Here is a 25467-nt window from a genome sequence, read left to right on the forward strand (position 1 = left end):
GGAGCACCCCGTCATGCGCATCAGAGTCGTCGGCGCCGGAGTCATGGGCCGGGGCATCGCCCAGTGGGCGGTGACCGCCGGGCACACCGTGGAACTGGGCGACGCCCGCCGGGAGTCGGTGGACGAGGCCGTCGCCTTCGTCCGGCGGATGCTCGACCGGGCGGCCGAGAAGGGCCGCCTCGGCCGGGCCGAGGCGGACGACGCTGCCGGGCGGCTCGTGCCCCTGGACGCGCCGGACGCGCCCGGGGACGGCGTGGAGCTGGTGATCGAGGCGGTCCTGGAGGACCTGGCGGTCAAGACGGAACTGTTCCGCCGCCTGGAGGAGGTGCTGCCGGCCACCGCCGTCCTCGCCACCAACACCTCCTCGCTGCCGGTCACCCGGATCGCCGCCGGGCTCCGCGAGCCGGAACGGCTGGTCGGGCTGCACTTCTTCAACCCGGTGCCGCTGATGAAGGTGGTCGAGGTGATCCCCGGCGCCCGCACCCGGCCGGGGCTGGCCGAGGAGCTGGCGGAGACGGTCCGGGCGAGCGGCCACGCCGCCGTCACCGTCGCCGACACGCCGGGCTTCCTCGTCAACCACGCGGGCCGGGGCCTGGTCACCGAGGCGCTGGCGCTGCTGGAGGAGCAGGCCGCGCCGGTGGAGGCGGTGGACCGGATCGCGCGGGACGTGCTGGGGCTGAGGATGGGCCCGTTCGAGCTGATGGACCTGACCGGTCTCGACGTCACGTCGAAGGTGGTCGACACGATCTGGGAGGGCTTCCGGTACTCGGAGCGGCTCCGCCCCTCCTTCCTCACCCCCAACCGCGTCGCCGCCGGACTGCACGGCCGCAAGACCGGCGAGGGCTTCTACCGGTACGGTCCCGACGCGCCCGAGCCCGTCCCCGAACCGCCGGTGACCGGGGACGCCCGGCGCGCGGTGCGCGTCGCCGGGACCGGGCCGCACGCCGTGGCGCTGCGCGAGGCGCTCGCGGCGGACGGGGCCGCGCTGCTGCCCGAGGGGCAGGACGCGCCGGACGCGCTGGTGCTGGTCCCCGTCTGGGGCGACAGCGTCGCGCGGGCCGTGGCCGAGATGAGCCTGCCCCGTGGGCGGAGCTTCGGCGTCGACCCGCTCTCGGTGGGCCGGCCGCGCCGGGTGCTGTCGGTGACCCCGGCCGCCGACCCGGTGGCGGCCCGGGACGCCCGGGCGGTGCTGGCGGCGGGCGGGCACACCGTCACGGCGGTGCGTGACACGGCGGGTTCGGTGGCGCAGCGGCTGCTCTCCTCGATCGTCTCGGTCGCCGCCTCGGTCGCCGAACGCGGACTGGCCCGGCCCGCCGACATCGACACCGCCGTCACCGCCGGGCTCGGCTACCCGCACGGGCCGCTCGCCTGGGGCGACCTGGTCGGCGCGGACCGCCTGCTGGAGCTCCAGTCGGCGCTGCTCGCCGCGACCGGCGACCCGCGCCACCGGCCGACCCGCTGGCTCGCCGAACGGGCCCGGCTGGGCATGGCCCTCACCGATCCGGGCACCGGCCCCGAGGCGGCGTACGCCTGACCGGCCGGGCGACGCCCGCCCCGCACCCGCACCCGCACCCACCCGTCCGTCCGGCACGCCAGGCGCGCCGGCGCGCTGAAGGAGAACACACCGTGCTGACAAGGGATTTCGGCCTCACCGAGACCCAGCGCGACTTCCGGTCCCTGGCCGCGGAGTTCGTCGACAACGAGATCGTGCCGCACGTACGCGACTGGGACCGGGCCGAGCGCGTCGACCCGGGCATCGTCAAGCGCCTGGGCGAGCTGGGCATTCTCGGGCTGATGCTGCCCGAGGAGTACGGGGGCGTCGAAGCCGACATGCTCTCCTACACGCTGGTCACCGAGGAGCTGGGGCGTGGTGACTCCTCGGTGCGCGGGATCGTCTCCGTCTCGCTCGGCCTGGTGTCGAAGACGATCGCCACCCACGGCACCGACGAGCAGAAGGCCGAGTGGCTGCCGCGACTGGCGGCCGGTGAGGCGCTGGGCTGCTTCGCGCTGACCGAGCCGGGGACCGGGTCGGACGCCGGGTCGGTGTCGACCCGGGCGCGCCGCGACGGCGGTGACTGGGTCATCGACGGCGCCAAGATCTTCATCACCAACGGCACAGTCGCCGATGTGGCGCTGGTCTTCGCCCGGACCGGCGAGAAGGGCCTGACGGCCTTCCTGGTCCCCACCGGCACCCCCGGATTCACCGCCACCGAGATCCACGGCAAGCTCGGCCTGCGCGGCCAGGCCACCGCGGAACTGACCCTGGAGGGCGTCCGCGTCCCCGACACGGCGCGGCTCGGCGAGGAGGGCCGGGGCCTCGGCATCGCGCTGGGCACCCTCTCGCGCGGCCGCGTCTCGGTCGCGGCCGGCGCCGTCGGCCTCGCCCAGGGCGCCGTCGACGCCGCCGTCCGGTACGCCAGGGAGCGCACCCAGTTCGGCAAGCCGATCGCCTCGTTCCAGCTGGTCCAGGAGTTGCTGGCCGACTCGGAGGTGGACGTGCGCGCGGCCCGGCTCCTCACCCACCAGGTGGCCCGCATGGCGGACGCCGGGGCGAGCCCGAAGGAGTACGCGACGGACGCCTCGGTCGCCAAGTACCACGCGAGCGAGGCCGCCGTCCGCGTCAGCAACAACTGCCTCCAGGTCTTCGGCGGCTACGGCTACATCGACGAGTACCCCGTCGGCAAGTACCTCCGCGACGCCCGCGTCCTCACCCTCTACGAGGGCACCAGCCAGGTCCAGAAGCTGATCATCGGCCGCGCCCTGACCGGCGTGGACGCGATGAACTGAGCCGCACGGCTCCGTCCGGCCGGGCGTCCGCATCCTGGACAGGGGGTGTGGGCGCCCGGCCGCGTCGCGGGCGAGAGCGGCCCGGGACTCCGTGACGCGGCGCGGCGCCATCTCCCACCTGGGGTTTCTCGGCCACCCCCACCGCCGCGTCTCATTTTTCTTCTCGCGATGCGAGACACATTCCCCTGATCGCCCGCACCGTCCTTACAGTGGCGCACATGTTCGGACCCGCACGCCGCCTGGCGCTCGCCCTCTTCGCGGCCACGCCGTGGAGCGTGGACGACGCGCTCTGTCGCAGCTGACACCCCTCTCGCGCCCCTCTCCCCCGGGTGCGCGTCCGCCCGTGCCGTCCGGCCTCCCCACCTCTTCCCGGAGTACCGCTGTGACCACCGCTCCCCCCGCCGGGGCGCCTCCCCGCGCCGCCCTGATCTCCCCCTCCCCCACCTCGGTGCCCGCCCCCGAGGCGCCGCCCGCCCCCGCCGTACGCCGCGTACCGCTGACGGTGGCCGCCGTCATCGGCGTGCTGCTCTGCGCGTACGTCTTCGTCCAGCACGGCGCCAAGCCGGGTGTGCTGCTCCTGCTCGGCACCGGCCTCGGCTACGCCCTCTTCCACTCCCGCTTCGGCTTCACCTCGGCCTGGCGGCAGCTGGTCTCCGTCGGCAACGGGACGGGGCTGCGCGCCCACACCCTGCTGCTCGGCACCACCGCCACCCTCTTCGCCCTGATCATCGGCACCGGGACGGGCCTGTTCGGCTCCACCCCGGCGCCGAGCGCCGGCCCGCTCGGCATCGGGCTGCTGATCGGGGCGTTCGTCTTCGCGGTGGGGATGCAGCTGGGCGGCGCCTGCGCCTCGGGCACGCTCTTCGCGGTGGGCTCGGGCCAGTCCTCGATCGTGCTGACCCTCTTCGGCTTCATCGCCGGGTCGACGCTGGCCGCCTGGCAGTTCGGCCTGTGGAGCGACCTTCCGGCACTCGACCCGGTCCTGCTCTCCGACCACGTGGGCTGGTTCGGCTCCTGGGCGGTGACCGTGCTGGCGCTGGCCGCCGTCTGGTGGATCGCCCGTACCGTGCAGGCCCGGCGCAACCCGCCGCCGGTCGGCGCGCCGCCCTCGGCCCGCTCCACCCTGGCCCGCGTGGTGCGCGGCTCGTGGCCGCTGGCCGTCGGCGCGGTGGCCCTCGCGGTGCTCGGCGCGGCCGTGCTGCTCGTCTCCGGCGGTGCCTGGGGCATCACCAGCGCCTTCGCCCTGTGGGGCTCGAAGCTGGTCGGCTTCCTCGGCGGCTCCCCGGAGACCTGGGCCTTCTGGCAGCAGCCGGGCAGCGCCGCACAGCTCTCCGGCCCGGTGCTGGCCGACAAGAACAGCCTCACCGACATCGGCATCATGATCGGTGCCGCCCTCGCCTCGGCGGCCGGCGGCGTCTGGACCCTGCACCGGGGCATCCCGGCCAAGACGGCCGTGGCCGCCGTGCTCGGCGGTGTGCTGATGGGGATCGGCGCCCGGCTCGCGGGCGGCTGCAACATCGGCGCCTACCTCGCGGGCATCGCCTCGGGCTCCCTGCACGGCTGGCTCTGGGGCGCCGTCGCCATCGCGGGCACCTGGGCGGGCCTCAAGCTCCGCCCCTTCTTCGGCCTCGGCAACCCGAAGCCGACCGACAGCGTCTGCTGACCACCCGCACACCCGGGCCCCGCGCCCCCGTCCTGTTCACCGGGGCGGGGGCGCGGGCGTTCCCGGTTCCTCGCCGCCGCGCAGCAGAGCCACTCCGAGCGGCGTCCGCGCGTACGCGACGGTCCGGCCGATCCGGCGCCGGGAGACCAGGCCGCTCTCGCGCAGCGCGGTGAGGTGGGCGGAGACGGTGGCGGGGCCGAGGCCGTGGGCGCGGGCCAGCCGGGTGGTGGTGGCGGGCTCGTCGAGGGCGGCCAGGAGCAGGGCCCGGGTACGCCCGAGGAGCCGGGCGAGCGCGCGAGGCGCGGCCGGTCCGGCGCCGTGCCACAGCTCGCCGACGCCGCGCGCCGGGTAGACGAGGGTGGGCTGCCACGGCGGGTCGGTGACGACGGTGAGCGCGGGCCAGACGAAGGCGCTCGGCAGGAGCAGCAGGCCCTCGCCGTCGAGCCGCCGGTGCGCCCGGTGCGGCGCCTCGATCCGGAGCGTCCCCGGCTCCTCCCAGCCGACGGCCGGATGCAGGCCGGTGAGCGTCCGCCGGAGCCCTGCCCGGGCGAGGTCCCGGGAGCGTACGGCGATGTCGGCCTCCAGCAGGTCCCGCACCCGTGGCCACCGGGGCGCGAGCAGACTGTGCCAGCAGCCGCGCAGGAGTTCGGTCAGCTCCCGCAGGGTGCGGCCGGGGTCGGCGAGCAGGCGGGCGGCGGCCTCTGGAGGCGGCACCACGTCCCGGCCGGGTGGCCCGAGCAGGGACCGGCGCAGTTCCGACTCGACCTGGTCGAGCGGGGTGGCGGCGACCCGGGCCAGCTCCTCCTCGATCTCCGCGTGCGGCCCGGCGGGCGGCGGGGTGAGGAAGTCGGGGGTGCTCCCGGTGCGCGGCAGCAGCAGGGCGAGCGGTGCGGTGCGGGCGGGGTCGTGCCCGGCGGCCACCTCGCGCAGCCAGGGCCGGTGATACACCTGCCGCCCCGGCTCGGCCAGCGTGCGCACGGCGGCCACCGTCTCCCACAGCGGCGAGAGCGCGAACCGGCAGCGCAACAGGTCCGCGGTTCCCACGTCGAGCTGTACGGGCACACCGTCCCCCTTCTCCCGGCGGCCGGGGATTCGGCCGGGAACGAATGCATTGAACCGGATGCGGCGGCCCGCGCAGGCTCCCGGCCATGCCCATCCCTGACTCCCCGGCCCGCCCGGCCTCGTACCGCACGGTGCTCGCCGTGCCCGAGTTCCGCGCCCTGCTCCTCGCCCAGACCCTCGCGACCTGCGGCACCGTCGTCGTCCAGACCACCCTGTCGGTCCTGGTGTACGCCCGGACCGGCTCGGCCCTGCTGGCCTCGCTCGCCTTCGCCCTCGGCTTCACCCCGTACCTGTTCGGCGCGACCCTGCTGTCGGCGGTGGCCGACCGGTGCCCGGCACGGGACGTGCTCGTGGTCTGCCAGGCGCTGAGCTGCGCGGTGGCCGCCGCCATGGCGCTGCCCGGACTGCCGGTCCCGGTGCTGCTGGCGCTGGTGCTGGTGCTCGGGGTGGCCGCGCCCGTCTTCCAGGGCGCGCGGGCCGCGGCCCTGCCCGACCTGCTGCCCGACGGCGGCTACCCGCTGGGCCGTTCGCTGCTGCGCCTGGTCGCCCAGTCCACCCAGGTCGCGGGCTTCGCCGTCGGCGGTCTGCTCCTCCTCGCGGTCCCGGCGGCGCACGCCCTGCTCGCCTCGGCCGCCGGGTTCGCGGGCGCCGCCGTGCTCCTGCGGTACGGGACGCGGCGGCGGCCGGCGCGGCTCGGGCGGGGCGGGTCGGTGGCCCGGGCCTCGCTGGCGGGAGTCCGGCAGGTGTGGGCGGTGCCCGGGTTGCGGCCGCTGCTCCTGCTGACCTGGCTGCCGCCCGCCCTGGCCGTCGCGCCGGAGGCGCTGGCCGCCCCGTACGCGGCGCAGTTGGGCGCGGGTCCCGCCGGGGTGGCGCTGCTGCTCTGCGCCGCGCCGGCCGGTTCGGTCGCCGGGGAACTGCTGTACGGGACGCTGCTGAGCCCCGCCACCCGGGCGCGGCTGCTGGTGCCCTCCGCCGCGCTGATCTTCGTCCCCCTGCTGGGCTTCGTCTTCCGACCCGGACTCCTGGCCGCCACCGCGCTGCTGGTGGTGAGCGGACTGGGCTACCCGTACGCGATGGCGCTGGACCAGCGGACCCTGGAGGCGGCTCCGGCTCCGCTGCGCGGCCGGGCGCTGACGTTGGCGCTCGCCGGGCTGATGGCCGGTCAGGGGCTGGGGTTCGCGGCGGCGGGGGCGGTGGCCGAGTTTCTCGATCCGTCGCTCGTGGTGGCCGGGGCGGGGCTGCTCGGGTCGGCGGTCCTCCTGCTCTGCCGGGGCGCGACACGCCGGTCGCCCGTACGGGCAGCCCCGGGCCCCTCGACCGCCCGTTTCCCCAACACGCGTACGCCTTAAGGTGTTTCGCAAGCGTGAGCTACGCGCGTACCATCGCGGACCACGGTCGCGCAGGCGTCCCGGACGGCGGCGGAGGGTACGGGAAGCGCAGGGGCGCCGCGCGTGGGCGGGTCACGGGGAAGCGAGGCCGCACGGCGGTGCCGGACCGGGCGCCGCGTACCGGCGGCCGGTCCGGGGCGGGCGCAGCACGGACGAGGGGGACTCGGCAAGGTGACGGATTCGGCGGTGGGCGCGGGCGTCCTGGGACGCTGGGGGATCGTCTCCCTGGCCGGTGAGGCGCTGGGCCGTCCGCCTCAGGAGGAACGGCCGGTGACCGTCCTGCTCGGGCCGCGCGGCAGCGGCGCCAGCGAGACGCACAGCGCGCTGATGGAGCGGTACGGGCCCTCGTACCCCTTCGCCTACCTGCGGTTCGCCCCCGGTCAGGCGTTGCTGCCGAGGTACGCGCTGGGTCTGCTCGCGCGCCAGCTGGAGCGGCGGCTGCCGCAGTACCGCCGGATGTCGTTCCCCCTGCTGACGCTCGGTCTGCTCGCCTCCGACGAGGACCTGTCGATGACCTCGCTGGAGGAGGGGCGGCGCTCCATCCAGCAGCGGCTGCGCCACTTCCAGCAGCAGGCGGAGAACCGCTACGGCGACTACCTGGCCGCCTTCTTCGAGGTGGCGGGCGGCGCGATCGGCGCCCCCGAGGGCGCCTCGACGGCGGCCCTCGCGCTGCTCAACGACGCGCTGCGGCGCGGCCGGCGGCGGCTGCCCGGCGGCAACCGCTTGGGGCAGGCCGCGTACTGGTACGGCGCCCATCCGCTGACCCGCGCCCAGGACCGCTGGGAGGCGCTGACCGAGCTGAACTCCTGGCGCCACCGGGGTCACGAGGAGGACCGGGACCGGCTCGACCGCATCCTGTTCTCCGCCTTCCTGGAGGATCTGCGGCGGGGCGCGGCGCCGTCGTTCTCGCCCCGGTCGTTCCTGCTCCTGCTCGACCAGACCGACACCCGGTACGGGCGCCGCTTCCTGGACCTGCTGCTGCGCGCCCGGCACGACGACACGGTGGTGGCGAGCGGCCCCTGCGACCCGCTGACGGTGGTGGCGAGCTGCAACCGGTGGCTGCCGCGCTGGGGCCCGGCCTCGGGCGAGCAGTGGCCGTGGCAGCTGCGGGTGCCGGACGGGGCGTCGCTGGAGGACTGGCGGGCGCACCGGCCGCCGCGGGACGGCGAGGACACGTGGTGGTACCCGATCCGGCTGCGCGACCTCCAGCAGGAGGAGGTGCACACCCTGGTCGAGAAGCAGCTCCACACCCACCCCGGCCTCTCGCCCTTCACCCGGCTGACGCCCTTCATCCACCGGCTCACCGGCGGCCTGCCCAAAGGCGTCAGCCAGGTCCTCCAGGCGCTCCAGCAGGCCGACGGGGAGCGTGCGCCCGGCCCGGCGCAGGAGCGGTGGCTCAGGACGCTGCCGGACCGGATCGTGCTGGTCGGCGAGGAGCAGCGGACGCTGGCCGACGCCGCGCTCGACTCGCTGCTCGACGGCTTCGACGACCGGGAGCGGGACCGGCTGGCCGAGTGCGCGGCCGCGCCCGACCTGTACGTGGGCACCCAGGTGCTCGGATACGGCGAGGCGCTCTTCACGCAGTTGCGCATCCGCCGCCTGATCGACGGGCCGGGGGCGTTCACTCCGGCCCTCCACCCGTGGCTGCGGCGGCTGTTGCTGTGGAAGCTGGCCGCGCGGCCCAGCGACTGGGAGGCCGCCCACGACCTGCTGGCCGAGCACGCCCGGGAGGCGGGCAGGACGCCCGACCGGATGTACCACCTGCTGGCGACCGGCCGCCTCGAAGAGGTCACCGACCACCTGCTGAGCCGCTTCGACACGCTGCCGGCGACGACCTGGATCAGCGAGCTGGAGAAGGTGACGGCGGCGCCGAACCGGCTGGCGAGCGTGGGCGGCCCGCTGGAGCTGCTGGCCACCCTGGCGCCGCCGGAACCGGGCGGCGCGGTGACGGGCCGGTCGGTGGTGCGCGGCCTGGTGGCGGCGCGCTGGCTGTGGAGTGATCCGCTGGCGGACCCCGGCATGCGGCTGGGCCATGTGCTGGCGGACGGATTCATCCAGCTCTCGCGGCTGGGGAGGAGCGACAACGTGGCCCTGCTGAACGAGTCGGAGCGCTATCTGCACTGGCGCCCCTCACGGACGACGACGAACGGGAGCTGAGGGCCGGATGCGCAGGATCGAGTGGCCGCTGCACCTGGTGATCCGCACCGTGGTGGGGGTCGTGGCCGCCGGAGTGCTGGCGGTGGCGGGTGTGGTGGCGTGGAACTGGTGGCAGGAGTCGCGGGCCACCTGCCACGAGGACGTCGTACGGCGCGGTCCGCACGACGAGTGCGTAGGGGTGACGGCCGGAGGCCATGTCTTCGACACGCACCTGGAGGACGTGCAGAAGCTCATCGCCAAGGAGAACGCCCGGGTCGAGGCGGAGGGCGACGAGCACCCGTACGTCTCGGTGGCGTACCTGACCTCGTTCACCCTCACCGACGACGACAGCAACTCGGAGGACTCGGTCCGTCACGAGCTGGAGGGCGCCTACCTGGCGCAGTACCGGCACAACCAGGGCGACCTGTCGGCCTCGCCGAAGATCCGGCTGCTGGTCGCCAACACCGGCAGCAACTCCACGCAGTGGGAGTACGCGGTCGACCGGCTGCTGGAGCTCAAGGACGGGCCGGACCGGCTGGTCGCCGTGACCGGGCTCGGACCGAGCACGGAGCGGAACCTCGAAGCGCTCAAGAAGCTCTCCGACAACGACGTGGCCACGGTGGCGAGCATCATGACGGCCACCAACATCAAGGGCATAGACGGTTTCGTGCGCGTCGCGCCGACCAACGTCGACGAGGCCCGGGCGGGCGCCGCGTACCTCAAGCGGGAGGGGTTCAGGACGGCGGCGATCGTCCAGGACGACGCGAAGTCCAACCTGTACGCCGCCACCCTGGCGAAGGCGTTCCGCGAGGAGTACCCGGACGGCGAGCACCGGTTGGTAGGCGACTCCCTGTCGTACGACTCCTCGGTCCCCAGCGCCTGGGAGGGCGAGCTGCGGTACATCCCCGGCCATCTCTGCGAGGAGAAGCCGGAGGCGGTGTACTTCGCCGGGCGCGGCCGGCACCTGGCGCACTTCCTCAACGCCCTTGCCAACCGCAGCAGTTGCAAGGACCGCGAGTTCACGGTGCTGACCGGTGACGACACCACCAACCTGACGCCGGAGCAGCTCGCCGACGCGGCGCGGACCGGGGTGCAGGTGTACTACACGGGCCTGGCGCACCAGGACATGTACGAGAAGAACCCGCAGGCGGTGTCGAAGCTGTCGGCCGGGCACTTCCTGCCGGGCGGTCAGATGGACAAGTGGTTCCCGGACGACCCCCGGTACGACGGGCAGGACATCATGGGCCACGACGCGGTGCTGACCGCCGCGAAGGGCGTCGAGATGGCGTCCAAGTGGCAGGGGCAGGACAAGGTGACCGGTCCCTCGGTGGCACGGATGTTCCACCAGATGTCGGGGGCGCAGCAGGTGGCCGGGGCCAGCGGCTTCCTCTCGTTCAAGAAGAACGGCGACCCGCGCGACAAGGCGGTGCCGATCCTGCAACTCACTCCCTCGGGCCGCTCCGTCCTCGCCGACGTCTCGGCCGCCACGGGCGAACCGGCCGGCCAGGGCTGACGCCCGCCCCACGGCGCCCGGCCCCGCGCCGGGTGCCGTGCGGGCCCGCGGGTACGGTGGCCTCCCCGCGCCGAGCCCGCCAGGAGTCCGCCATGCCCTCCCCGCCCCCTCTCCCCCTCGCCGGTGTGACGGTGGTCAGTGTCGAGCAGGCGGTGGCGGCGCCGTACGCGACCCGGCAACTGGCCGATCTGGGCGCGCGGGTGATCAAGGTCGAGCGCACCGGCGGCGGCGACTTCGCCCGGCGGTACGACACGGCCGTGCACGGCCAGGCCAGTTACTTCGTCTGGCTCAACCGCTCCAAGGAGTCGGTCTGCCTCGACCTCAAGTCGCCCGAGGGCCGGGAGATCCTGGAGGAACTGCTCACCGGCGCCGACGTCTTCGTGCAGAACCTGGCCCCGGGCGCCGCCGACCGCCTCGGCCTGGCCCCGGAGGGGCTCCAGGCCCGCCACCCCTCGCTGGTCCCGTGCCGGATCACCGGCTGGGGCGCGAACGGCCCGTGGTCCGACCGCAAGGCGTACGACCTGCTGGCGCAGTGCCAGACCGGGCTGCTGTCGATCACCGGCACGGCCGGCGAGGCGGTCCGCTCGGGCATCTCGGTCGCCGACATCGCCGCCGGGATGTACGCCTACTCCGGCATCCTCACCGCGCTGTACACCCGGGCCACGACCGGCCGCACCCCCACCGTCGACGTCTCCCTCTTCGAGGCGCTGGCGGAATGGATGGGGCAGCCGGCCCTCTACACGGAGTACGGGGGCACGCCGCCGCCCAGGGTGGGGGCACGGCACGCGACCATCGCGCCGTACGGCCCGTTCACCACCGCCGAGGGCAAGGACGTACTGCTGTCGGTGCAGAACGAGCGGGAGTGGGCGGCGCTCTGCACGGTGGTGCTGGGCACCCCGGAGCTGGCGGTGGACCCGCGGTTCGCGACCGGGCCCGACCGGGTCGCGCACCGGGAGGCGCTGGAAGCACGGGTGGCGGAGCGTTTCGCCGCCCTCGCCACCGAGGAGGCGCTGGAGCTGCTGGCGGACGCCGGGATCGCGGCGGCCGGGGTCAACTCGGTGCCGGAGTTCCTGGACCACCCGGTGCTGGCGGAGCGGGACCGCTGGCGACGGGTCGAGGTGCCCGGCGCGCCCGCGCCGGTGCGGGCCCTGCTGCCCCCGGCCGATCTCGGCGGCGTGGAGCCCCGCATGGACCCGGTCCCGGCGGCGGGGGCGCACACCCGCGACATCCTGGCCTCGCTCGGCCGCACCCCCGGGGAGATCGCCCGCCTGCTGGCGGCGGGGGTGGCGGAGGCCGACGACTGACAGGGCCGGGCCCCCGCCAGGCTCCTGGCGCACCACGACGCGAAGGGGATTCTGTGGCGCGGGTCGCGATGATCGGCGGGGGTGTCGGCGGGTCGGCGGCAGCGCTCATGCTGGGGCGGCGGGGCCATCGGGTCACGGTGTTCGAGCAGGACGCGCGCCGGGCGGGGGACGCAGCCTCCCGGTGGGCGGCCGCCCGCCCGCCGGGTACAGCGCCAGTACGCAGCCGGGGCCGAGTCGGGCGGACCAGTGGGCGGGCCCGGCGCCGTGCTGCTCGGCGACGAGCGCCAGTCCGAGTCCGGCGTGGAAGGCCCGGCACGCCTCCAGCCGCTCGGTGTACAGGACGAGCAGCCCGAGAGCGCGGTGCGGGGCGGGCGGCGACGGTCGCGGACGTCGGTCACGGGTGCCGATGCTGTCATGCGCGCCGCCGCCGCGCGGCCCGGTCAGGCGGTGAGGGTGGCGTCGATCTCGCGGAGGAACTCCTTCAGGTCGCCGGGGTTTCGCGAGGTGATCAGCGTCCAGCCGCCGGTGTCGTCGGTCACCACGGCCTCGTCCACCCACTCGCCCCCGGCGTTGCGCACGTCGGTCTGGAGCGAGGCGTACGAGGTCAGGCGCTTGCCCTGGACGGCTCCGGTCTCCACCAGGGCCCACGGGCCGTGGCAGATGGCGGCGACGGGGCGGCCCGAGGAGGTGAAGGCGCGGACGATCTCCATCGCCTTGCCGTCGAGCCGCAGCGAGTCGGCGTTGAGCGTGCCGCCCGGGATGAGCAGCAGGTCGTAGGCGGAGGGGTCGACGTCGGCGAGGGCCAGGTCGGCGGTGCCGGAGTCTCCCGGGTCCTTGTCGCCGACCAGGGTGCGGATCTCCCCTGCGGAGACACCGGCCACGTCGACCGGGGTGCCGTGGTCGCGCAGGTGCCGGACCGGCACCAGCAGTTCGTCCTGTTCGACGCCGTAGTTGGTCACGATCGCCAGGACACGGCTCGGGCCGTTGTCACTCATGTTCGTCCTTCCGGGTGTACGTCGTCGGGCGGGGATCTGCCCCCGCCCTCCAAAGTAAGACATTCCTCACAACAGCGAGCATACGGCACGTCCTGCCCGGGCTCCCGGATCGCGTGCCCGGCGACACCCGGGGCATGCACTCCCGGCCGGGCCGGTCTTTTCCGCCCCTCGCGACCCCGACGGCCACGCCAGGCCCACCCGCCGGCGGCGGCAAACCCGCAGCCCACCGCGGGCGCCCCCTTCACGACCTGAACCCATGCCCCCTCGCCGGGCGCGGGCCGACGCTCACAGCGCCGAAAGGTTCTGGAACACGAACCCTTGACGCCCACCCAGGACACCACTTCAATCAACCTGTGAAGGAACGGGCCGGACACCCCACCCCGGCCCGGGAACCTCCTCCACAGAGCACAGCGACACCCGGCAGTCCCCCCACCGCATTGACATGAGCACGACTACTCGTGAAGCGATGTGATGCCACCGTGCACCGTTCCCGACGCCTCCCCACCGCCCTCTGGGCGGCTTCCCTCCTGTGCTGCGCGGGCCTCCTGGCCCCGGCAGCCACCGCGGCCGCCGACGAGTCGGCCGGCTCATCCCGCGCCCAGGCCGTCACCTTCGAGGACAACTTCGACGGACCGGCCGGCTCGGCGGTCGACGGCGGCCGCTGGCAGCTGGAGACCGGCGACAACGTCAACAACCACGAGAGCCAGTACTACACCCCGGGTGCCGACAACGCCGCCCTCGACGGCAACGGCAACCTCGTCATCACCGCCCGCAAGGAGAACCCCCGCGACTACCAGTGCTGGTACGGGCGGTGCGAGTACACCTCGGCCCGGCTCAACACGGCCGAGCGGTTCAACGCCCAGTACGGCCACGTCGAGACCCGGCTCAAGGTGCCGCGCGGCCAGGGCATGTGGCCGGCCTTCTGGATGCTCGGCGCCGACTTCGGCCAGGTGGGCTGGCCCGCCTCCGGCGAGATCGACATCATGGAGAACGTCGGCTACGAGCCGTCCACGGTCCACGGCACCCTGCACGGCCCGGGCTACTCCGGCGGCAACGGCATCGGCGCCGGGTACACCCTGCCGGGCGGCGAGCAGTTCGCCGACGGCTTCCACACCTTCGCGGTGGACTGGGCGCCGGACCGCATCAGCTGGTCGGTGGACGGCCAGGTGTACCAGACCCGCACCCCCGCCGACACGGGCGGCAACCCGTGGGTCTTCAACAAGCCGTTCTTCCTCATCCTGAACCTGGCGGTCGGCGGCGACTGGCCCGGTCCGCCGGACGGGAACACCACCTTCCCGCAGGAACTCGTCGTCGACTACGTCCGGGTGACGACCAGCGACTGACCCCGCGCTTCCCTTACGGGAGCCACCTCCCCGGCCCTGGTACCGCTGAGCGGTGCCGGGGCCGGGGCGGTTCGCGGCGCCGGGCCGAACGGAGTTTCCCGCTCCGCCTGGTTCGCCGCGGGCGGAACGCCAGGCGGTGCCCGGGAGGCCGGGCCGCTCCTAGGCTGGGACGGTGAGCAACCACTCGGCGAACCCCGATCCCGACGCCCGCCCGGGCCCCGGCCCCCGCCCGCGCGGACAGGCGGCGAAGGAACCCCTCTGGCGGCAGGTGGTGGGCGGCGCGCTGCGCGGTGAGCGCCAGGCGCAGGGCCGCACCCTCAAGGAGGTCTCCGAGGCCGCGCGGATCTCCATGCCGTACCTCTCCGAGATCGAGCGCGGCCGCAAGGAAGCCTCCTCGGAGGTCCTGGCGGCAGCCGCCGGGGCACTCGGACTGAGCCTCGCGGACCTGCTCGCCCTGACCCAGCGCGACCTGGTCCCGGCGGACCGCCGCGGCCGGCCCGAGGCGTCCGCCGCGCCGGCGGCACCACTGCGGGTGGCGAGCGTGACCCGGCTGCCCGGCCGCCCGCAGGCCGGGAGCGGCCCGGTCCGGGCAGAGGTCCGGCTGGCCGCCTGAGGCCGTCGAGGGGTGCCCCGGACCCCCGTACCGGGGCACCACCGCTCAGCCCTGCGGCCGCCTGCGGGTCAGCACCTCGTCGGCGAGGCCGTAGGCGACGGCCTCCTCGGCGGTGAACACCTTGTCCCGGTCCATGTCGGCCCGCAGCCGCTCCACGCTGTGCCCGGTGTGGCGGGAGAGGACCTCCTCGGTCTGGCTGCGGACCCGGGCCACCTCCTTGGCCTGCACCGTCAGGTCGGAAACGGTGCCCTGGCTGCCGCCGCTGGCCGGCTGCCCGAGCAGCACCCGGGCATGCTCCAGGATCAGCCGCCGGCCCGGGTCGCCGCCCGCGAGGAGGACGGCGGCGGTGGAAGCGGCCTGACCCACGCAGAAGGTCGACAGGGGCGCCGACACGAAGGTCATCGTGTCGTAGATCGCCATCAACGAGGTGTACGAGCCACCGGGCGAGTTGATGTACAGCGCGATCTCCTGGTCGGGCGCGACCGACTCCAGGTGGAGGAGCTGGGCGATGACCACGTTGGCGACGCCGTCGTCGATCTCGGTGCCGAGGAAGATGATCCGCTCGGAGAGCAGACTGCTGTAGATGTCGAAGGCCCGCTCGCCGCGCGCGGTGCGCTCGACGACGGTCGGGATCGTGTACTGCGCCATGTCAGATCCCCGCCTTCCGCCGCGTGCCGGAGGGGCGGACGTCGTCCAGGGTGTGCACGACCCGGTCCACCATCCCGTACTCCTTGGCCTGTTCGGCGGTGAACCAGCGGTCGCGGTCGCTGTCCCGGCTGATCTCGGCCTCGCTGCGGCCGGTGTGCTCGGCCGTCAGCCGTTCGATGGCGCGCTTGGTGAACTCCAGGTTCTCGGCCTGGATGGCGATGTCGGCGGCCGATCCGCCGATGCCCGCCGAGGGCTGGTGCATCATGATGCGCGCGTTGGGCAGCGCGAACCGCTTGCCGGCCGTCCCGACCGTCAGCAGGAACTGGCCCATGCTGGCGGCGAAGCCCATGGCGAGCGTCGACACGTCGTTGGGGATCAGCCGCATCGTGTCGTAGATGGCGAGCCCGGCGGTGACCGAGCCGCCGGGGCTGTTGATGTACAGGCTGATGTCGGTGCGCGGGTCCTCCGCCGACAGCAGGAGCAGCTGGGCGCAGATCCGGTTGGCGGAGGTCTCGTCGACCTGGGTGCCGAGCAGGACGATGCGCTGGGTGAGCAGTTGTCCGGCGAGCTGGTCGTCGTAGCGGGTGGGTGCGGTCTCCGCGTCAGCGGCCGACCAGGCGGGGTGCGAGGGCGCCATGTCCGTTCTCCTCAGGTCCGGTACGGGACGCCGACGCGCCCCGGTGACCTCACTCTGGCCGCTGCCGGACAGCCGGAACCGGTTCTCTGCCGGGAGCAGATTCGCCACGGGCAGAGCGCGCCCCGGCAGGGAGGTGCGGCCCCGTCCCGGGGCACCGGATCACCCGTCTCCGGTCGCCCTCCGGGGACGGGACGGGGCACTCTCCACCGTCGTCGTCACCCGGACCAGCGCGGGCCGGCGCGGTGTGGAGCCGAACCCGAAGGCGACCGGCGGCGCCACGGGCGCGAGCGGCCCCAGCTCCCGGCCTTCCCAGGTCGCGCGCACGGCGGTGATCCGCCGCAGGTCGTGGGCGCCGTACCACTCGCGCCGGCCGCCGCCCGCGCTCCCCCGGGTCCGTACGCCGGGCAGCAGCCGCGCCGGTCCGTCGAGCAGCGCCGCCCAGGCGGGAAGCCGGCCGAGCGGCACGGGTACGGCGCGCAGCAGCAGCCCCAGCAAGGTCCGGCTGCCGGTGGTGAACGCCAGCCGCAGCGGCCCGGCCGCCACCTGCCACCGGGGCCCGGCAGCAGTGACCCGCACCGGTACCACCGCCACCTCCTCGAACCGGTAGGTGGCGGCCACGTACGCCGCGACCTCGGCGGTGGGCGCGAGCAGGGTGCGCCGCCCGTCGGCCTCCTCCACCATCACGTCGCTGAACGCGCCGAACGGCGACCGTTCCCAGTGCCCGAGCACCAGCCGCGTACCGGAGCCCGTCCCGACCCCGGCGATCCACCCCTCGAAGCGCTGCCGCCGCTCTGTCACAGCCGCAGTCTGCGGTACGGGAGGCCGCCGCGCACGCGAGAGCGCCGGGCGGAGGTCAGGACGGCCCGGACGGGGCCGTGCCGTCCGGGCCGGACAGGGCGTCGATCCGGCCGGCCAGTTCGGGATGGGCGGAGCGGAGCGGGCGCGCGGCCTCGCGGAGGGGGGCGAGGAGGGCGGCCGGGTCGTCGTGGGCGAGTGCCTGGTCGAGGCGGGCGACCGGGGGGCGGGCGGCGGCGGGCAAACCGGTGAGGCTGGTGATCTGGGCGGCCAGGCGGCGCAGGTCGGCGGCGTTGGCCCGGGCCCAGGCGGTGCGGTCGCGGTCGGCGGCCCGGCGTTCGCGGGTGGCCCGGACGCGCTGCTCGCCGGTGGTGCCCGTGGCACCGGGGCGGTTGCGCAGATAGCGGCGCTCGGCGGCCTGGCGGCTGGAGACGCCCAGGGGGTGGGCCAGATCGGCCCAGCTGGCTCCGGCCTCGCGGGCCGTCTCGACGAGGCCGGGTTCCCAGACGGCGAGCTGCTCCCGCAGTTGGCGCAGCAGGAGCAGGCTGGCGAGGACGTCCTCGGCCCCCGCTCCCCCGCCGCCGGCCCCGGCCGTGCCGGACTCGGCGGCGTCGACGGCGTCCCGGATGGCCTCCAGGGCGCCCGCGACGGCCAGGAAGGAGGCCGGGTCGGGGGTGAAGGGCGGGCCGGGCCGTCCGCTGGGGCCCGGGGTGGGGCGGTCGGCAGTGGTCATGGGGCCTCCTGTGCCGCGCGGCCGTGTCGCGCACTCCGGTGCGTCGTCCGATGGACGACGGCTTGCTTGTCATCGTTCGGATGACATGTTACAACGGTGTCAGGTGAAGCGCATGGCATCAACTGCCTGGACTTCTGGAGGTGTTCACCCATGCTGATGCGCACTGACCCCTTCCGCGAGTTCGACCGGATCGCCCGCGAGCTGACCGCCCCCGGCACCTGGAGCCGCCCGACGGCGATGCCGATGGACGCCTGCCGCGAGGGCGACACGTACGTGGTCTCCTTCGACCTGCCGGGTGTCGACCCGGAGGCGATCGAGATCGACATCGAGCGCAACATGCTCACCGTCAAGGCCGAACGACGCCCGGCGGGCAACGCGGAGAACGTCCGGATGGAGGTCGCCGAACGACCGCTCGGCGTCTTCTCCCGGCAGCTCGTCCTCGCCGACACCCTCGACACCGACCAGGTGCGGGCCGACTACGACGCGGGCGTGCTGACCCTGCGCATCCCGATCGCCGAGCGCGCCAAGCGCCGCCGGGTGAAGGTCGGCCAGGGCGAGTCCCGCCAGCAGATCACCGGCTGAGCCGGGCCGCCCCCTGCCCCGCGCCGCCCGGGCTCCGCGACGCCGCGTACGTCCCGGGGCCCGGGCGGCGCGCCCTCCCCGACAGCCGCATCCCGGCGGCCACCCTCCGACACGAAAGGCGACCAGCAGTGCCCCACGGCCCCCACCAGACCGTTTTCCCCGCCCCGGCGCCCGAGTGGACGCAGTTCCTGGAGGCCGTCCGCTACCAGGGCGTCTACCCGACCCGGGAGCGGGCCGAGGAGGCCGCGCGCCTCGTGCTGGCCGGGCTGGGCCGCCAGCTCGGCGGGGAAGGGCGCGTCGCCCTGGCCGCGCGGCTGCCCGCCGAAGCGGCCCGCCTCCTCGTCCGCGAGATACCCGCCACCACTCCCCTGACCGGGCAGGAACTGGTGGCGGAGCTGGCCGCACGCTCCGGTGCCTCCCTCGCCACCACCCGCTGGGACACCGGCTCGGTCCTCACGGTCGTCGCCGACCTGGCGGGCCCCGACCTCCTGGACGACCTGCTCGACCAGCTTCCGCCTGGGCACGCCCTGCTCTTCGGCCGGGCGGAACTCAGTCAGCCGGCCTGAGCCGCGCGGGCCGGGCGGAGAAGGAGGCCGCCAGGTCGCGAAGGGCGGTCAGCGCGTCGGCCGACACCCGTCGCCCGGCCTCGTCGAGGGTGACCCGCTCGGCCCGGGCGAGGAACTCCCTTACGCCGGGGGTCTTCGGCACGGGCCGGGAGTTCGGCGCGGTAGGCCAGTGCCTCCACCAGTTCGGCGGGGCCGGCGGTGGCCTCGCCACGGCGAAGGGCGTGGTCCAGCAGACGCGCGGCCCGCTCGTGGTCGCCGCGCGAGTCGCCCATGACCACGGCGTGGCGCAGCGCCCCCGCCAGCCCGCCGCCCCCGGGCCCGGGCCCGGCCGGGGCGTCCTCGGCCCCCGCGGTGAACCTGATCCAGTTCCCGCCGGGGTCGATCACGGCGAACCCGGTCATGCCCTCGGCGTTCTTCCGCCGGCGCGGCCGGGCCATCCGGGGAATGCCGGAGACCAGCAGCTCGCCGTGGACGGCCCGCGTCCCGGCGGCGAAGGCGTCGAAGACCTCCGCGATGTCGGGCACCACCACGAGGCAGGTCCCGTAGGAGTCCTCGGGGCGGAAGCCGGGCAGGCCGAAGAAGTGCAGGTGGAGTTCGCCGCGCTCCACCACCACGTACGGGTTCGGGCGCTCCTGGCGGCAGGTGCGGGTGAAGCCCGGCATCGCGCGGAAGCCGGCGATCTCGTCGACCGACCGGCACGGCAGCAGCGGCACCGTTCTCTCACCGCTCACGCGGCCCTCCTCACCGAGGGGGTCAGGACAAGTAGTCAAACTTGCCCACTCGCCCGTCAGGCTACGCCACCGGTCCGCTCCCCGGGCACGGCCGCCGCCTTCACCTCCTGGGTGACGCGGGCGCACAGCGCGGCGAAGTCGCCCGGGCCACGCAGCTCCTCCGGGGTGGCGCCGGTGCGCAGCAGCGGGGTGGGCGGGTCCAGTCCGGCTCGGCCGGCATTTTCTCCACGAGGCGGTGGCACGGCACCAGGAGTGGTCCGGGAAGTGGGACGCGCGGTCCGCCTGCTGATCGGCCCGGCCTGCGGGGAAAATCCCTTCGGCCCTACTCCGTGTACGTGCCAAGATGAAGCGCTTCAGCGCCAACTCCCCTGCACACAGCCCGAGATCGGATGGTGGCGAGCGCGTGCCCGAGACCCCGGAGACCGAGACCGCAGAGCCGGGCGACCCCGCGTCGTCCCCTGACGACGACGCGCCCGCCGCCCATCAGCCCCAGGACGCCGCCGAGCCCGGACGGGGCCGGATGAGGACGATCGCCGCCGCCGCGCTCGGCGTCGTCCTGAGCACCGCCCTGGCCGCGGCCGTCACCACCTACTTCGACGTGTGGAGCAGCAGCCGTTCACCGGTGCCCGCGGGCCGGGCCCTGCACGCCGAGTCCGAGGTCTGGTGGGACCTGACCCGGGACACCAAGGCGGTCCGGATACCCGGCACCGCGGACGTGGCGAAGCTGGAACAGGAGGCCATGGACGCCGGCACGGCCCTGGACGGCCTGGTCGAGGCCGACGGCACCTACGCCGGGATGATGCGCGTCCGGGTCACCCTGATGAACTTCACCAAGGTCCCCGTCTCCGTCACCGGGGTCCGCGCCCGCGTCACCGAAGAGAAGCCGGCAGCCGAGGGAGACCTGCTCTCCTGCGGCGGCGCCGAGGGCAGCACCGGCATCACCCGGCTCCGCATCGACCTCGGCGCCTCGGACACGGCCGCGCAGGAGTACGACGGGGAGAAGGCCGTCGGCCAGTACCCGACCCAGGAGATGCAGCTCGCCAAGCAGGACGAGCCCGCCGTCTTCGACATCCGGGTCGAGGCCGGCGAGACGGCCGCCTCCTACGTGCTCGACGTCGTCTACCAGCAGGGCACGGAGAAGGGCCGGGTCGTCGTGGACGACGGTGGCAAGCCCTTCGTCCTGGCCCCCGACGAGGGAGACATCGACAGCACGTACCGGTGCGACGACTCGATGACCCACTGGAAGAAGCAGCCGTGAACGGCCGCCGCCCCTTCCTCGTGGCCTTCCTCCTGACCGCCGCCGTCTGGGCCGGGGTGGCGGCGCCGGTCGCCCTCACTCCCGACGAACCGGCCCCCGCCACTGCGCGCCCCAACGCCTCCGCCGGGCCGAACATCGCCGCCGAGGGCCGGAGCAGGGCGGCCGGACGGCAGGCGCTGGGCCTGGCCTGGTCCTCCACCTGGTCCGCCACCGTCCCGGAGGGCTCGGCCGTACCGGACCGGGCGCTCGGCTCCGGGCGCTGCGCCGCACTGTTCACCTGGGCCACCGAGCACTCGGCCGTTCCCCGGGGCACGGCGGCCGCCGCGTTCACACTGACGGCGCCCGGGGACCGCGGCCTGGTGGTGCGCTCGCTGCGCGTCGTCAAGGGGCGCGCGCTGCCTCCGCCGAGGGGGACCGACGTGGAGTGCCTGGGCGCGGTGGACCGCGGTGTCCCCCCGTCCATGGAGAGCTGGGGCCGGCTGAACCTGGACCGGCCGCGCGACCTCAAGGTGAGCCGGACCGTGAGCCCTGGCGCCACCGTCGGCGGCGTGATCGAGACCCGGACCACCGGCTGCTCCTGCCAGTGGTGGATCGAGGCGGAGGTGTGGGAGGGCGACAGGCGGCGGACGATACGCATCGACGACGCCGGCTCCCCCTTCACCCTCGCCCCGCCGGTGGCGGGCATCGGCACACCGGCTCAGGGCGCCGCGCTGAAGTACGGCACCACGGATCTCGCCCTGGCCCGCGAGGGCACCACCGTCGGCCGCCCCTCCGACGCCCTGTCGGTGAGCGCGTCGCGGCTCCTCGCCGAGAACGGCCAGGAGATGTGGATGGTCGCGGACCGCAAGGTGCCCGAGGTCAGCCGGCTCGCCGCCAACCTGGACGTGCCCGGCGCCGTCTGCCAGCGGATGGAACGCCTCCTCGCCGCCGACGGCGCCCTCCCGGCGGGCCGTGCCGCCTACGCCGTCAGCATGGCCGGCCCGTCCGCCCTCAAGGACCCCGAACGGATCGTCGACGTCGCCCTGAACGTGAGGAAGACCGTCCGCGCGGGCCCCCCGCCCCAGGGCTACGGCTGCTACCCCGCCCTCTGGGGCCTCCAAAGCAACGACAGCCGGTCGGCGGGAACCGCGCGCCTCTCCCGCGACACCCCGCACCTGCCCATCCTGACCGGCGAGCCCGCAGAGCTCCTCCGCGAGACCGACGGCGAGCCCGCCACCAGCACGCTCTTCTTCACGGTCGAGGCATGGGGCCCCGACGAGACCGAGTACCACTTCACCCTCGACGTCACCGTCGAGGACAACTCCGGGAACCGCACCCACCACACCGTCGACGACGCGGGCCGCCCCTTCGTCCTCGCCGCCCGCCCGGACGGCATGACGCCCCGGCACGAGAAGTACGCCTACCACGAGAACGGGCACCGGAACGGCTGACCTTCCGGCCGGCGGCCCCCGACACGACGAAGGGCCGGTTCGGATCTCTCCGAACCGGCCCTTCCACGACTCTCGCGAGTCGGGACGACAGGATTTGAACCTGCGACCCCTTGACCCCCAGTCAAGTGCGCTACCAAGCTGCGCCACGTCCCGGTGCCCGCCTGACCTGGGGTTTCCCCCTGGCCGAACGCGCAGGAAAACCATACCTCACTTGAGTCGGTGGTCGCGCACCCCTTTCCGGGGGGGGGGAGCCGCTCTTGACCTCGAGCGAGCTTGAGGTCGCACGGTGATCGCATGACGTCCACCACTTCGGGCACGACCCCGTCCTACGCCGACATCCCCCGCCTCATGAGCCTCCAGACCGGCGACGAGAAGCACTCCGCGGCGGCCACCTCCACCCTCGATCCGCTCTGGGTGCTGTACGACCGGGTGCTCCGCGTCACGCCGGAGACCGCCGAGGACCCGGGCCGTGACCGGTTCCTGCTGTCCAAGGGCCACGGCCCGATGGCGTACTACGCCGTCCTCGCCGCCCACGGCTTCTTCCCCGAGGCGTGGCTGACCGGCTTCGGCGGGTTCACCTCGCCGCTCGGCCACCACCCGGACCGGACGCTGGTGCCGGGGGTGGAGATCGGCAGCGGCTCGCTCGGGCACGGGCTGCCGATCGGCGTCGGGGTGGCCCTCGGGCTGCGGGCGCAAGGGCTGACGGAGCCGGCGGTCTGGGTCATGACGGGCGACGCCGAGCTGGACGAGGGCTCCAACGACGAGGCGATCGCCTTCGCGGGGCTGACCGGGCTGGAGTCCCTGCACACCGTGGTGGTCGACAACGCCTCCGCCAGCCACGCCGCCCCCGGGCACCTCGCGGCCCGCTTCGCAGTGGCCGGCTGGTCGACGGAGACCGTCGACGGCCACGACCACGAGGCGCTGCACCGGGCCTTCACCGCGCCCCACCCCGGCCGCCCGCACGTCGTGGTGGCCCGCGTCAGCCGCTGACCGGCCCCGACGACACCCCTCCCCCGCACCCTCCTCCCGAAAGGACCCTCCCGTGGACTCCATGCGCGACCGCTTCGCGGACACCGTGCACCAGCTGATGGACGCCGATCCGCGCGTCGCCCTGGTCATCGCCGAGATCAGCCGGGACCGGCTCCAGGGCGCGATCACCGCCCACCCCGACCGCGTCGTCAACGTCGGCATCCGCGAGCAGCTCCTCGTCTCCGCGGGCGCCGGACTCGCCCTGTCGGGGCTGCGCCCGGTGCTGCACACCTTCGCGTCGTTCCTGGTGGAGCGGCCCTTCGAACAGGTCAAGCTCGACTTCGGCCACCAGGGCGTGGGCGGCGTACTGGTCAGCTCCGGCGCCTCCTACGACATGCCGTCCGGCGGCTACACCCACATGTCCCCCGGCGACGTGGCCCTCCTCGACACCCTCCCCGGCTGGACCGTGCACGTCCCGGGCCACCCGGACGAGGCCGAGGCGCTGGTCCGCGCCGCCGTCGCCGCCGGGGACGACAAGGTGTACGTACGCCTCTCCGAGCGGACCAACACCGAGGGGCGCGCGCTGGACGGCACCCGGTTCCGGCAGGTGCGCGAGGGCCGTTCCGGGGCGGCCGTGGTCGCGGTCGGGCCGATGCTGGACACGGTCCTCGCGGCGACCGAGGGGCTCGACCTGACCGTGCTGTACGCGACCACCGTGCGGCCCTTCGACGCGGCGGGGCTGCGCCGGGCGGCGGTCGACCCGGCCCAGGGGACGGCCCAGGCGGTGCTGGTCGAGCCGTACCTGGCCGGGACCTCGGTGGGCGCGGCCGACGAGGCGCTCTCCGTGGTGCCGCACCGGCTGCTGGGGCTCGGCGTGGGCAAGGAGGAGCTGCGGCGCTACGGGCGCGCCGAGGAGCACGACGCCGCGCACGGCCTGGACGCGGCCTCGCTGCGCCGGGACATCAGCGCCTTCCTGGCGTCGTAGCGGCGCTGGAGCCGGGAGCGGGTACGGGGGAGCCCGCGACGGGCCGGTCCTCGGCACGCTCCAGGTTCCGGATGGCGGGTACGCCGAGCAGGAGCGCGCCGACGACCAGCGTCAGCAGGCCGCCGGAGACGAGGACCACGTCGGTGCCGAGGAGGCCCGCGGCGGGGCCCGCGAGGGCCTGGCCGACCGGCATCATGGCGAGCGAGCCGGCCACGTCGTAGGCGTGGATGCGGTTGAGCACCTCGGGGCGGACCTGGGTCTGGACGCTGGTGGCCCACATGACGCCCCAGAAGGACATGCCGGCGCCCGCCACGGCGGCGCCCGCGCACATCGCGGGCACCCCCAGCCCCGCCCCGACGGTGCCGGGGAAGAGGCCGAAGCCGAGGACGGCGAAGGCCCCGGCGCGCAGCATCCGGCGCGGCCGGGCACGCAGCGCGAGCAGGCCGCCGACGACCGTGCCGGCGCCGAGGGCGGAGTTGACCAGGCCGTAGGCGCGCGGGCCGTGCTCCTGGACGACGTCGGCGGCGACCAGCGGGACGGCGGGGCCGGAGACCGCCAGCATGAACAGCCCCCAGATCGCGATGACCCCCCACAGCCAGGTGCGGGAACGGAACTCGCGCCACCCCTCGACGAGGTCCCGGCGGAAGGCGGCGCCGCCCTTGCCGGTGGCGGTGCGGGGCGCGGCGGGCGGCAGGCGCAGCAGGACCAGGCAGAGGGCGCTGAGGCCGTAGGTGGCGGCGTGGGCGGCGAAGACGCCGCCGGGCGAGACGAAGGCGACGAGCATGCCGGCGGCGGCAGGCCCTGCCAGCGACATCACCGACTCGGCGACGCGGATGGCACCGTTGGCGCCCTGCACGTCGCGGGCGAGCCGGGGCACGGTGCTGGCGACGCCGGGCTGGAAGAGAGCGGCCGCCGCGCCGTTGAGGGCGCCGATCACGCAGAGCTGCCACAGGACGACGTGGCCGGTGAAGAACATGACGGCGGCGAGCGTCTGGGTGACCAGCCGGACGGCGTCGGCGCCGATCATCAGCAGCCGGGTGCTGACCCGGTCGGCGACGACCCCGCCGAAGATCACCAGACTCGCGAAGCAGGCGACCGAGGAGGCCATGGCGAGGCCGACGGCGCCCGCGCCGTACCCGTGCAGGAGGAGCCCTGCGGCGAGGGCGACGGGGAGCATGGTGTCGCCGAGCTTGGCGACCGCGCGGGCGGTGAAGAAGAGGCCGAAGTCGCGGGACCAGAAGCCCCGGCGGGGCTCCGGGTCCGGGTCGGTCCCCGCCTCGGTCGCTGCCGCCATGGCCCTCCGCCCTCCTCACCGTCGGGCGGCGACTC

At 74.8% G+C, this 25467-nt stretch carries 24 protein-coding genes and 1 tRNA gene; 15 read left to right on the plus strand and 10 right to left on the minus strand.

The window, feature by feature from the left end; genetic code table 11:
• The first annotated feature begins 13 nt into the window (after positions 1-13).
• From OIM89_RS01835 to OIM89_RS01845, 3 genes are all read left to right on the plus strand, one after another.
• Positions 14-1534, plus strand: coding sequence for a 3-hydroxyacyl-CoA dehydrogenase (locus tag OIM89_RS01835; protein ID WP_030697708.1), 1521 nt, complete (start codon positions 14-16; stop codon positions 1532-1534).
• Between the two features lie 92 nt (positions 1535-1626).
• Positions 1627-2787, plus strand: coding sequence for an acyl-CoA dehydrogenase family protein (locus tag OIM89_RS01840; protein WP_151167489.1), 1161 nt, complete (start codon positions 1627-1629; stop codon positions 2785-2787).
• Positions 2788-3169: 382 nt separating this feature from the next.
• A complete protein-coding gene (locus OIM89_RS01845; protein ID WP_047466665.1) occupies positions 3170-4450 on the plus strand; it encodes a YeeE/YedE family protein in 1281 nt (426 codons plus the stop codon).
• Between the two features lie 36 nt (positions 4451-4486).
• On the opposite strand, the gene OIM89_RS01850 is transcribed toward OIM89_RS01845, so the two are convergent.
• A complete protein-coding gene (locus OIM89_RS01850; protein ID WP_257381125.1) occupies positions 4487-5512 on the minus strand; it encodes an ArsR/SmtB family transcription factor in 1026 nt (341 codons plus the stop codon).
• 86 nt (positions 5513-5598) lie between these two features.
• Here OIM89_RS01850 and OIM89_RS01855 point away from each other — a divergent pair, with 86 nt between their 5' ends.
• The 4 genes from OIM89_RS01855 to OIM89_RS01870 all read left to right on the plus strand — a co-directional run bounded on the left by OIM89_RS01855 (position 5599) and on the right by OIM89_RS01870 (position 11853).
• Entirely contained in the window at positions 5599-6861 is a 1263-nt protein-coding gene (locus OIM89_RS01855) for an MFS transporter (protein WP_051727181.1), read from the plus strand.
• Between the two features lie 210 nt (positions 6862-7071).
• Positions 7072-9057 (plus strand): hypothetical protein, encoded by a 1986-nt coding sequence (locus OIM89_RS01860; RefSeq protein WP_047466661.1) that lies wholly within the window; start codon positions 7072-7074, stop codon positions 9055-9057.
• Between the two features lie 7 nt (positions 9058-9064).
• Positions 9065-10549: an ABC transporter substrate-binding protein gene (locus OIM89_RS01865; RefSeq protein WP_175458380.1), complete on the plus strand. Its 1485-nt coding sequence runs from the start codon at positions 9065-9067 to the stop codon at positions 10547-10549.
• A gap of 92 nt (positions 10550-10641) precedes the next feature.
• The gene (locus OIM89_RS01870; RefSeq protein ID WP_175458381.1) at positions 10642-11853 is read left to right on the plus strand and encodes a CaiB/BaiF CoA transferase family protein; all 1212 of its coding nucleotides are present in this window, start codon (positions 10642-10644) and stop codon (positions 11851-11853) included.
• A 440-nt stretch (positions 11854-12293) separates the two neighbouring features.
• Here OIM89_RS01870 and OIM89_RS01880 read toward each other — a convergent pair whose 3' ends face one another.
• Positions 12294-12848, minus strand: coding sequence for a type 1 glutamine amidotransferase domain-containing protein (locus OIM89_RS01880; RefSeq protein ID WP_047466657.1), 555 nt, complete (start codon positions 12846-12848; stop codon positions 12294-12296).
• Between the two features lie 479 nt (positions 12849-13327).
• Between OIM89_RS01880 and OIM89_RS01885 the strand changes: the two genes are divergently transcribed.
• Both OIM89_RS01885 and OIM89_RS01890 read left to right on the plus strand, forming a co-directional pair.
• Positions 13328-14191 carry a glycoside hydrolase family 16 protein gene (locus OIM89_RS01885; RefSeq protein ID WP_264490915.1) on the plus strand — a complete coding sequence of 288 codons (864 nt, stop codon included), beginning with the start codon at positions 13328-13330 and terminating at the stop codon, positions 14189-14191.
• A gap of 172 nt (positions 14192-14363) precedes the next feature.
• Complete coding sequence (locus OIM89_RS01890; protein WP_275577957.1) at positions 14364-14804, plus strand: helix-turn-helix domain-containing protein; 441 nt, start codon at positions 14364-14366, stop codon at positions 14802-14804.
• Positions 14805-14849: 45 nt separating this feature from the next.
• Here OIM89_RS01890 and OIM89_RS01895 read toward each other — a convergent pair whose 3' ends face one another.
• The 4 genes from OIM89_RS01895 to OIM89_RS01910 all read right to left on the minus strand — a co-directional run bounded on the left by OIM89_RS01895 (position 14850) and on the right by OIM89_RS01910 (position 17617).
• Positions 14850-15452 (minus strand): ClpP family protease, encoded by a 603-nt coding sequence (locus OIM89_RS01895; RefSeq protein ID WP_030697720.1) that lies wholly within the window; start codon positions 15450-15452, stop codon positions 14850-14852.
• A gap of 1 nt (position 15453) precedes the next feature.
• Positions 15454-16089, minus strand: a complete 636-nt coding sequence (locus tag OIM89_RS01900) for an ATP-dependent Clp protease proteolytic subunit (protein ID WP_047466655.1) — start codon at positions 16087-16089, stop codon at positions 15454-15456.
• Positions 16090-16248: 159 nt separating this feature from the next.
• Positions 16249-16887: a hypothetical protein gene (locus OIM89_RS01905; protein WP_047466653.1), complete on the minus strand. Its 639-nt coding sequence runs from the start codon at positions 16885-16887 to the stop codon at positions 16249-16251.
• Positions 16888-16942: 55 nt separating this feature from the next.
• Positions 16943-17617 carry a hypothetical protein gene (locus OIM89_RS01910; RefSeq protein ID WP_030697723.1) on the minus strand — a complete coding sequence of 225 codons (675 nt, stop codon included), beginning with the start codon at positions 17615-17617 and terminating at the stop codon, positions 16943-16945.
• Between the two features lie 150 nt (positions 17618-17767).
• Between OIM89_RS01910 and OIM89_RS01915 the strand changes: the two genes are divergently transcribed.
• Entirely contained in the window at positions 17768-18199 is a 432-nt protein-coding gene (locus tag OIM89_RS01915) for an Hsp20/alpha crystallin family protein (protein ID WP_030697724.1), read from the plus strand.
• Between the two features lie 128 nt (positions 18200-18327).
• Complete coding sequence (locus OIM89_RS01920) at positions 18328-18765, plus strand: DUF2267 domain-containing protein (RefSeq protein ID WP_010640585.1); 438 nt, start codon at positions 18328-18330, stop codon at positions 18763-18765.
• Here the strand turns inward: OIM89_RS01920 and OIM89_RS01925 are convergent.
• Positions 18753-19496, minus strand: coding sequence for a VOC family protein (locus OIM89_RS01925; RefSeq protein ID WP_264490916.1), 744 nt, complete (start codon positions 19494-19496; stop codon positions 18753-18755). The two genes, OIM89_RS01920 and OIM89_RS01925, sit on opposite strands and share 13 nt — an antisense overlap.
• Before the next feature lie 56 nt (positions 19497-19552).
• A complete protein-coding gene (locus tag OIM89_RS01930) occupies positions 19553-19738 on the minus strand; it encodes a hypothetical protein (RefSeq protein ID WP_195731538.1) in 186 nt (61 codons plus the stop codon).
• A gap of 161 nt (positions 19739-19899) precedes the next feature.
• Here OIM89_RS01930 and OIM89_RS01935 point away from each other — a divergent pair, with 161 nt between their 5' ends.
• Both OIM89_RS01935 and OIM89_RS01940 read left to right on the plus strand, forming a co-directional pair.
• On the plus strand, positions 19900-20754 hold the full coding sequence (locus OIM89_RS01935) for a hypothetical protein (RefSeq protein ID WP_030697725.1): 855 nt from the start codon (positions 19900-19902) through the stop codon (positions 20752-20754).
• On the plus strand, positions 20751-22184 hold the full coding sequence (locus OIM89_RS01940; protein ID WP_264490917.1) for a hypothetical protein: 1434 nt from the start codon (positions 20751-20753) through the stop codon (positions 22182-22184). Before OIM89_RS01935 ends, OIM89_RS01940 begins: the two co-directional genes overlap by 4 nt.
• 79 nt (positions 22185-22263) lie before the next feature.
• Here the strand turns inward: OIM89_RS01940 and OIM89_RS01945 are convergent.
• Positions 22264-22337, minus strand: a tRNA-Pro gene (locus tag OIM89_RS01945).
• Between the two features lie 141 nt (positions 22338-22478).
• On the opposite strand from OIM89_RS01945, the gene OIM89_RS01950 reads away from it, so the two are divergent.
• Positions 22479-23174 (plus strand): hypothetical protein, encoded by a 696-nt coding sequence (locus OIM89_RS01950; protein WP_030697727.1) that lies wholly within the window; start codon positions 22479-22481, stop codon positions 23172-23174.
• A gap of 52 nt (positions 23175-23226) precedes the next feature.
• A complete protein-coding gene (locus OIM89_RS01955; RefSeq protein ID WP_238470044.1) occupies positions 23227-24138 on the plus strand; it encodes a transketolase family protein in 912 nt (303 codons plus the stop codon).
• Here the strand turns inward: OIM89_RS01955 and OIM89_RS01960 are convergent.
• A complete protein-coding gene (locus tag OIM89_RS01960; RefSeq protein ID WP_226964746.1) occupies positions 24116-25432 on the minus strand; it encodes an MFS transporter in 1317 nt (438 codons plus the stop codon). The genes OIM89_RS01955 and OIM89_RS01960 overlap by 23 nt on opposite strands.
• Positions 25433-25467 lie beyond the last annotated feature (35 nt).

The sequence above is a fragment of the Streptomyces sp. BI87 genome (genome assembly GCF_025957665.1).
In the GTDB taxonomy this organism is placed as follows: Bacteria; Actinomycetota; Actinomycetes; order Streptomycetales; family Streptomycetaceae; genus Streptomyces; species Streptomyces albidoflavus.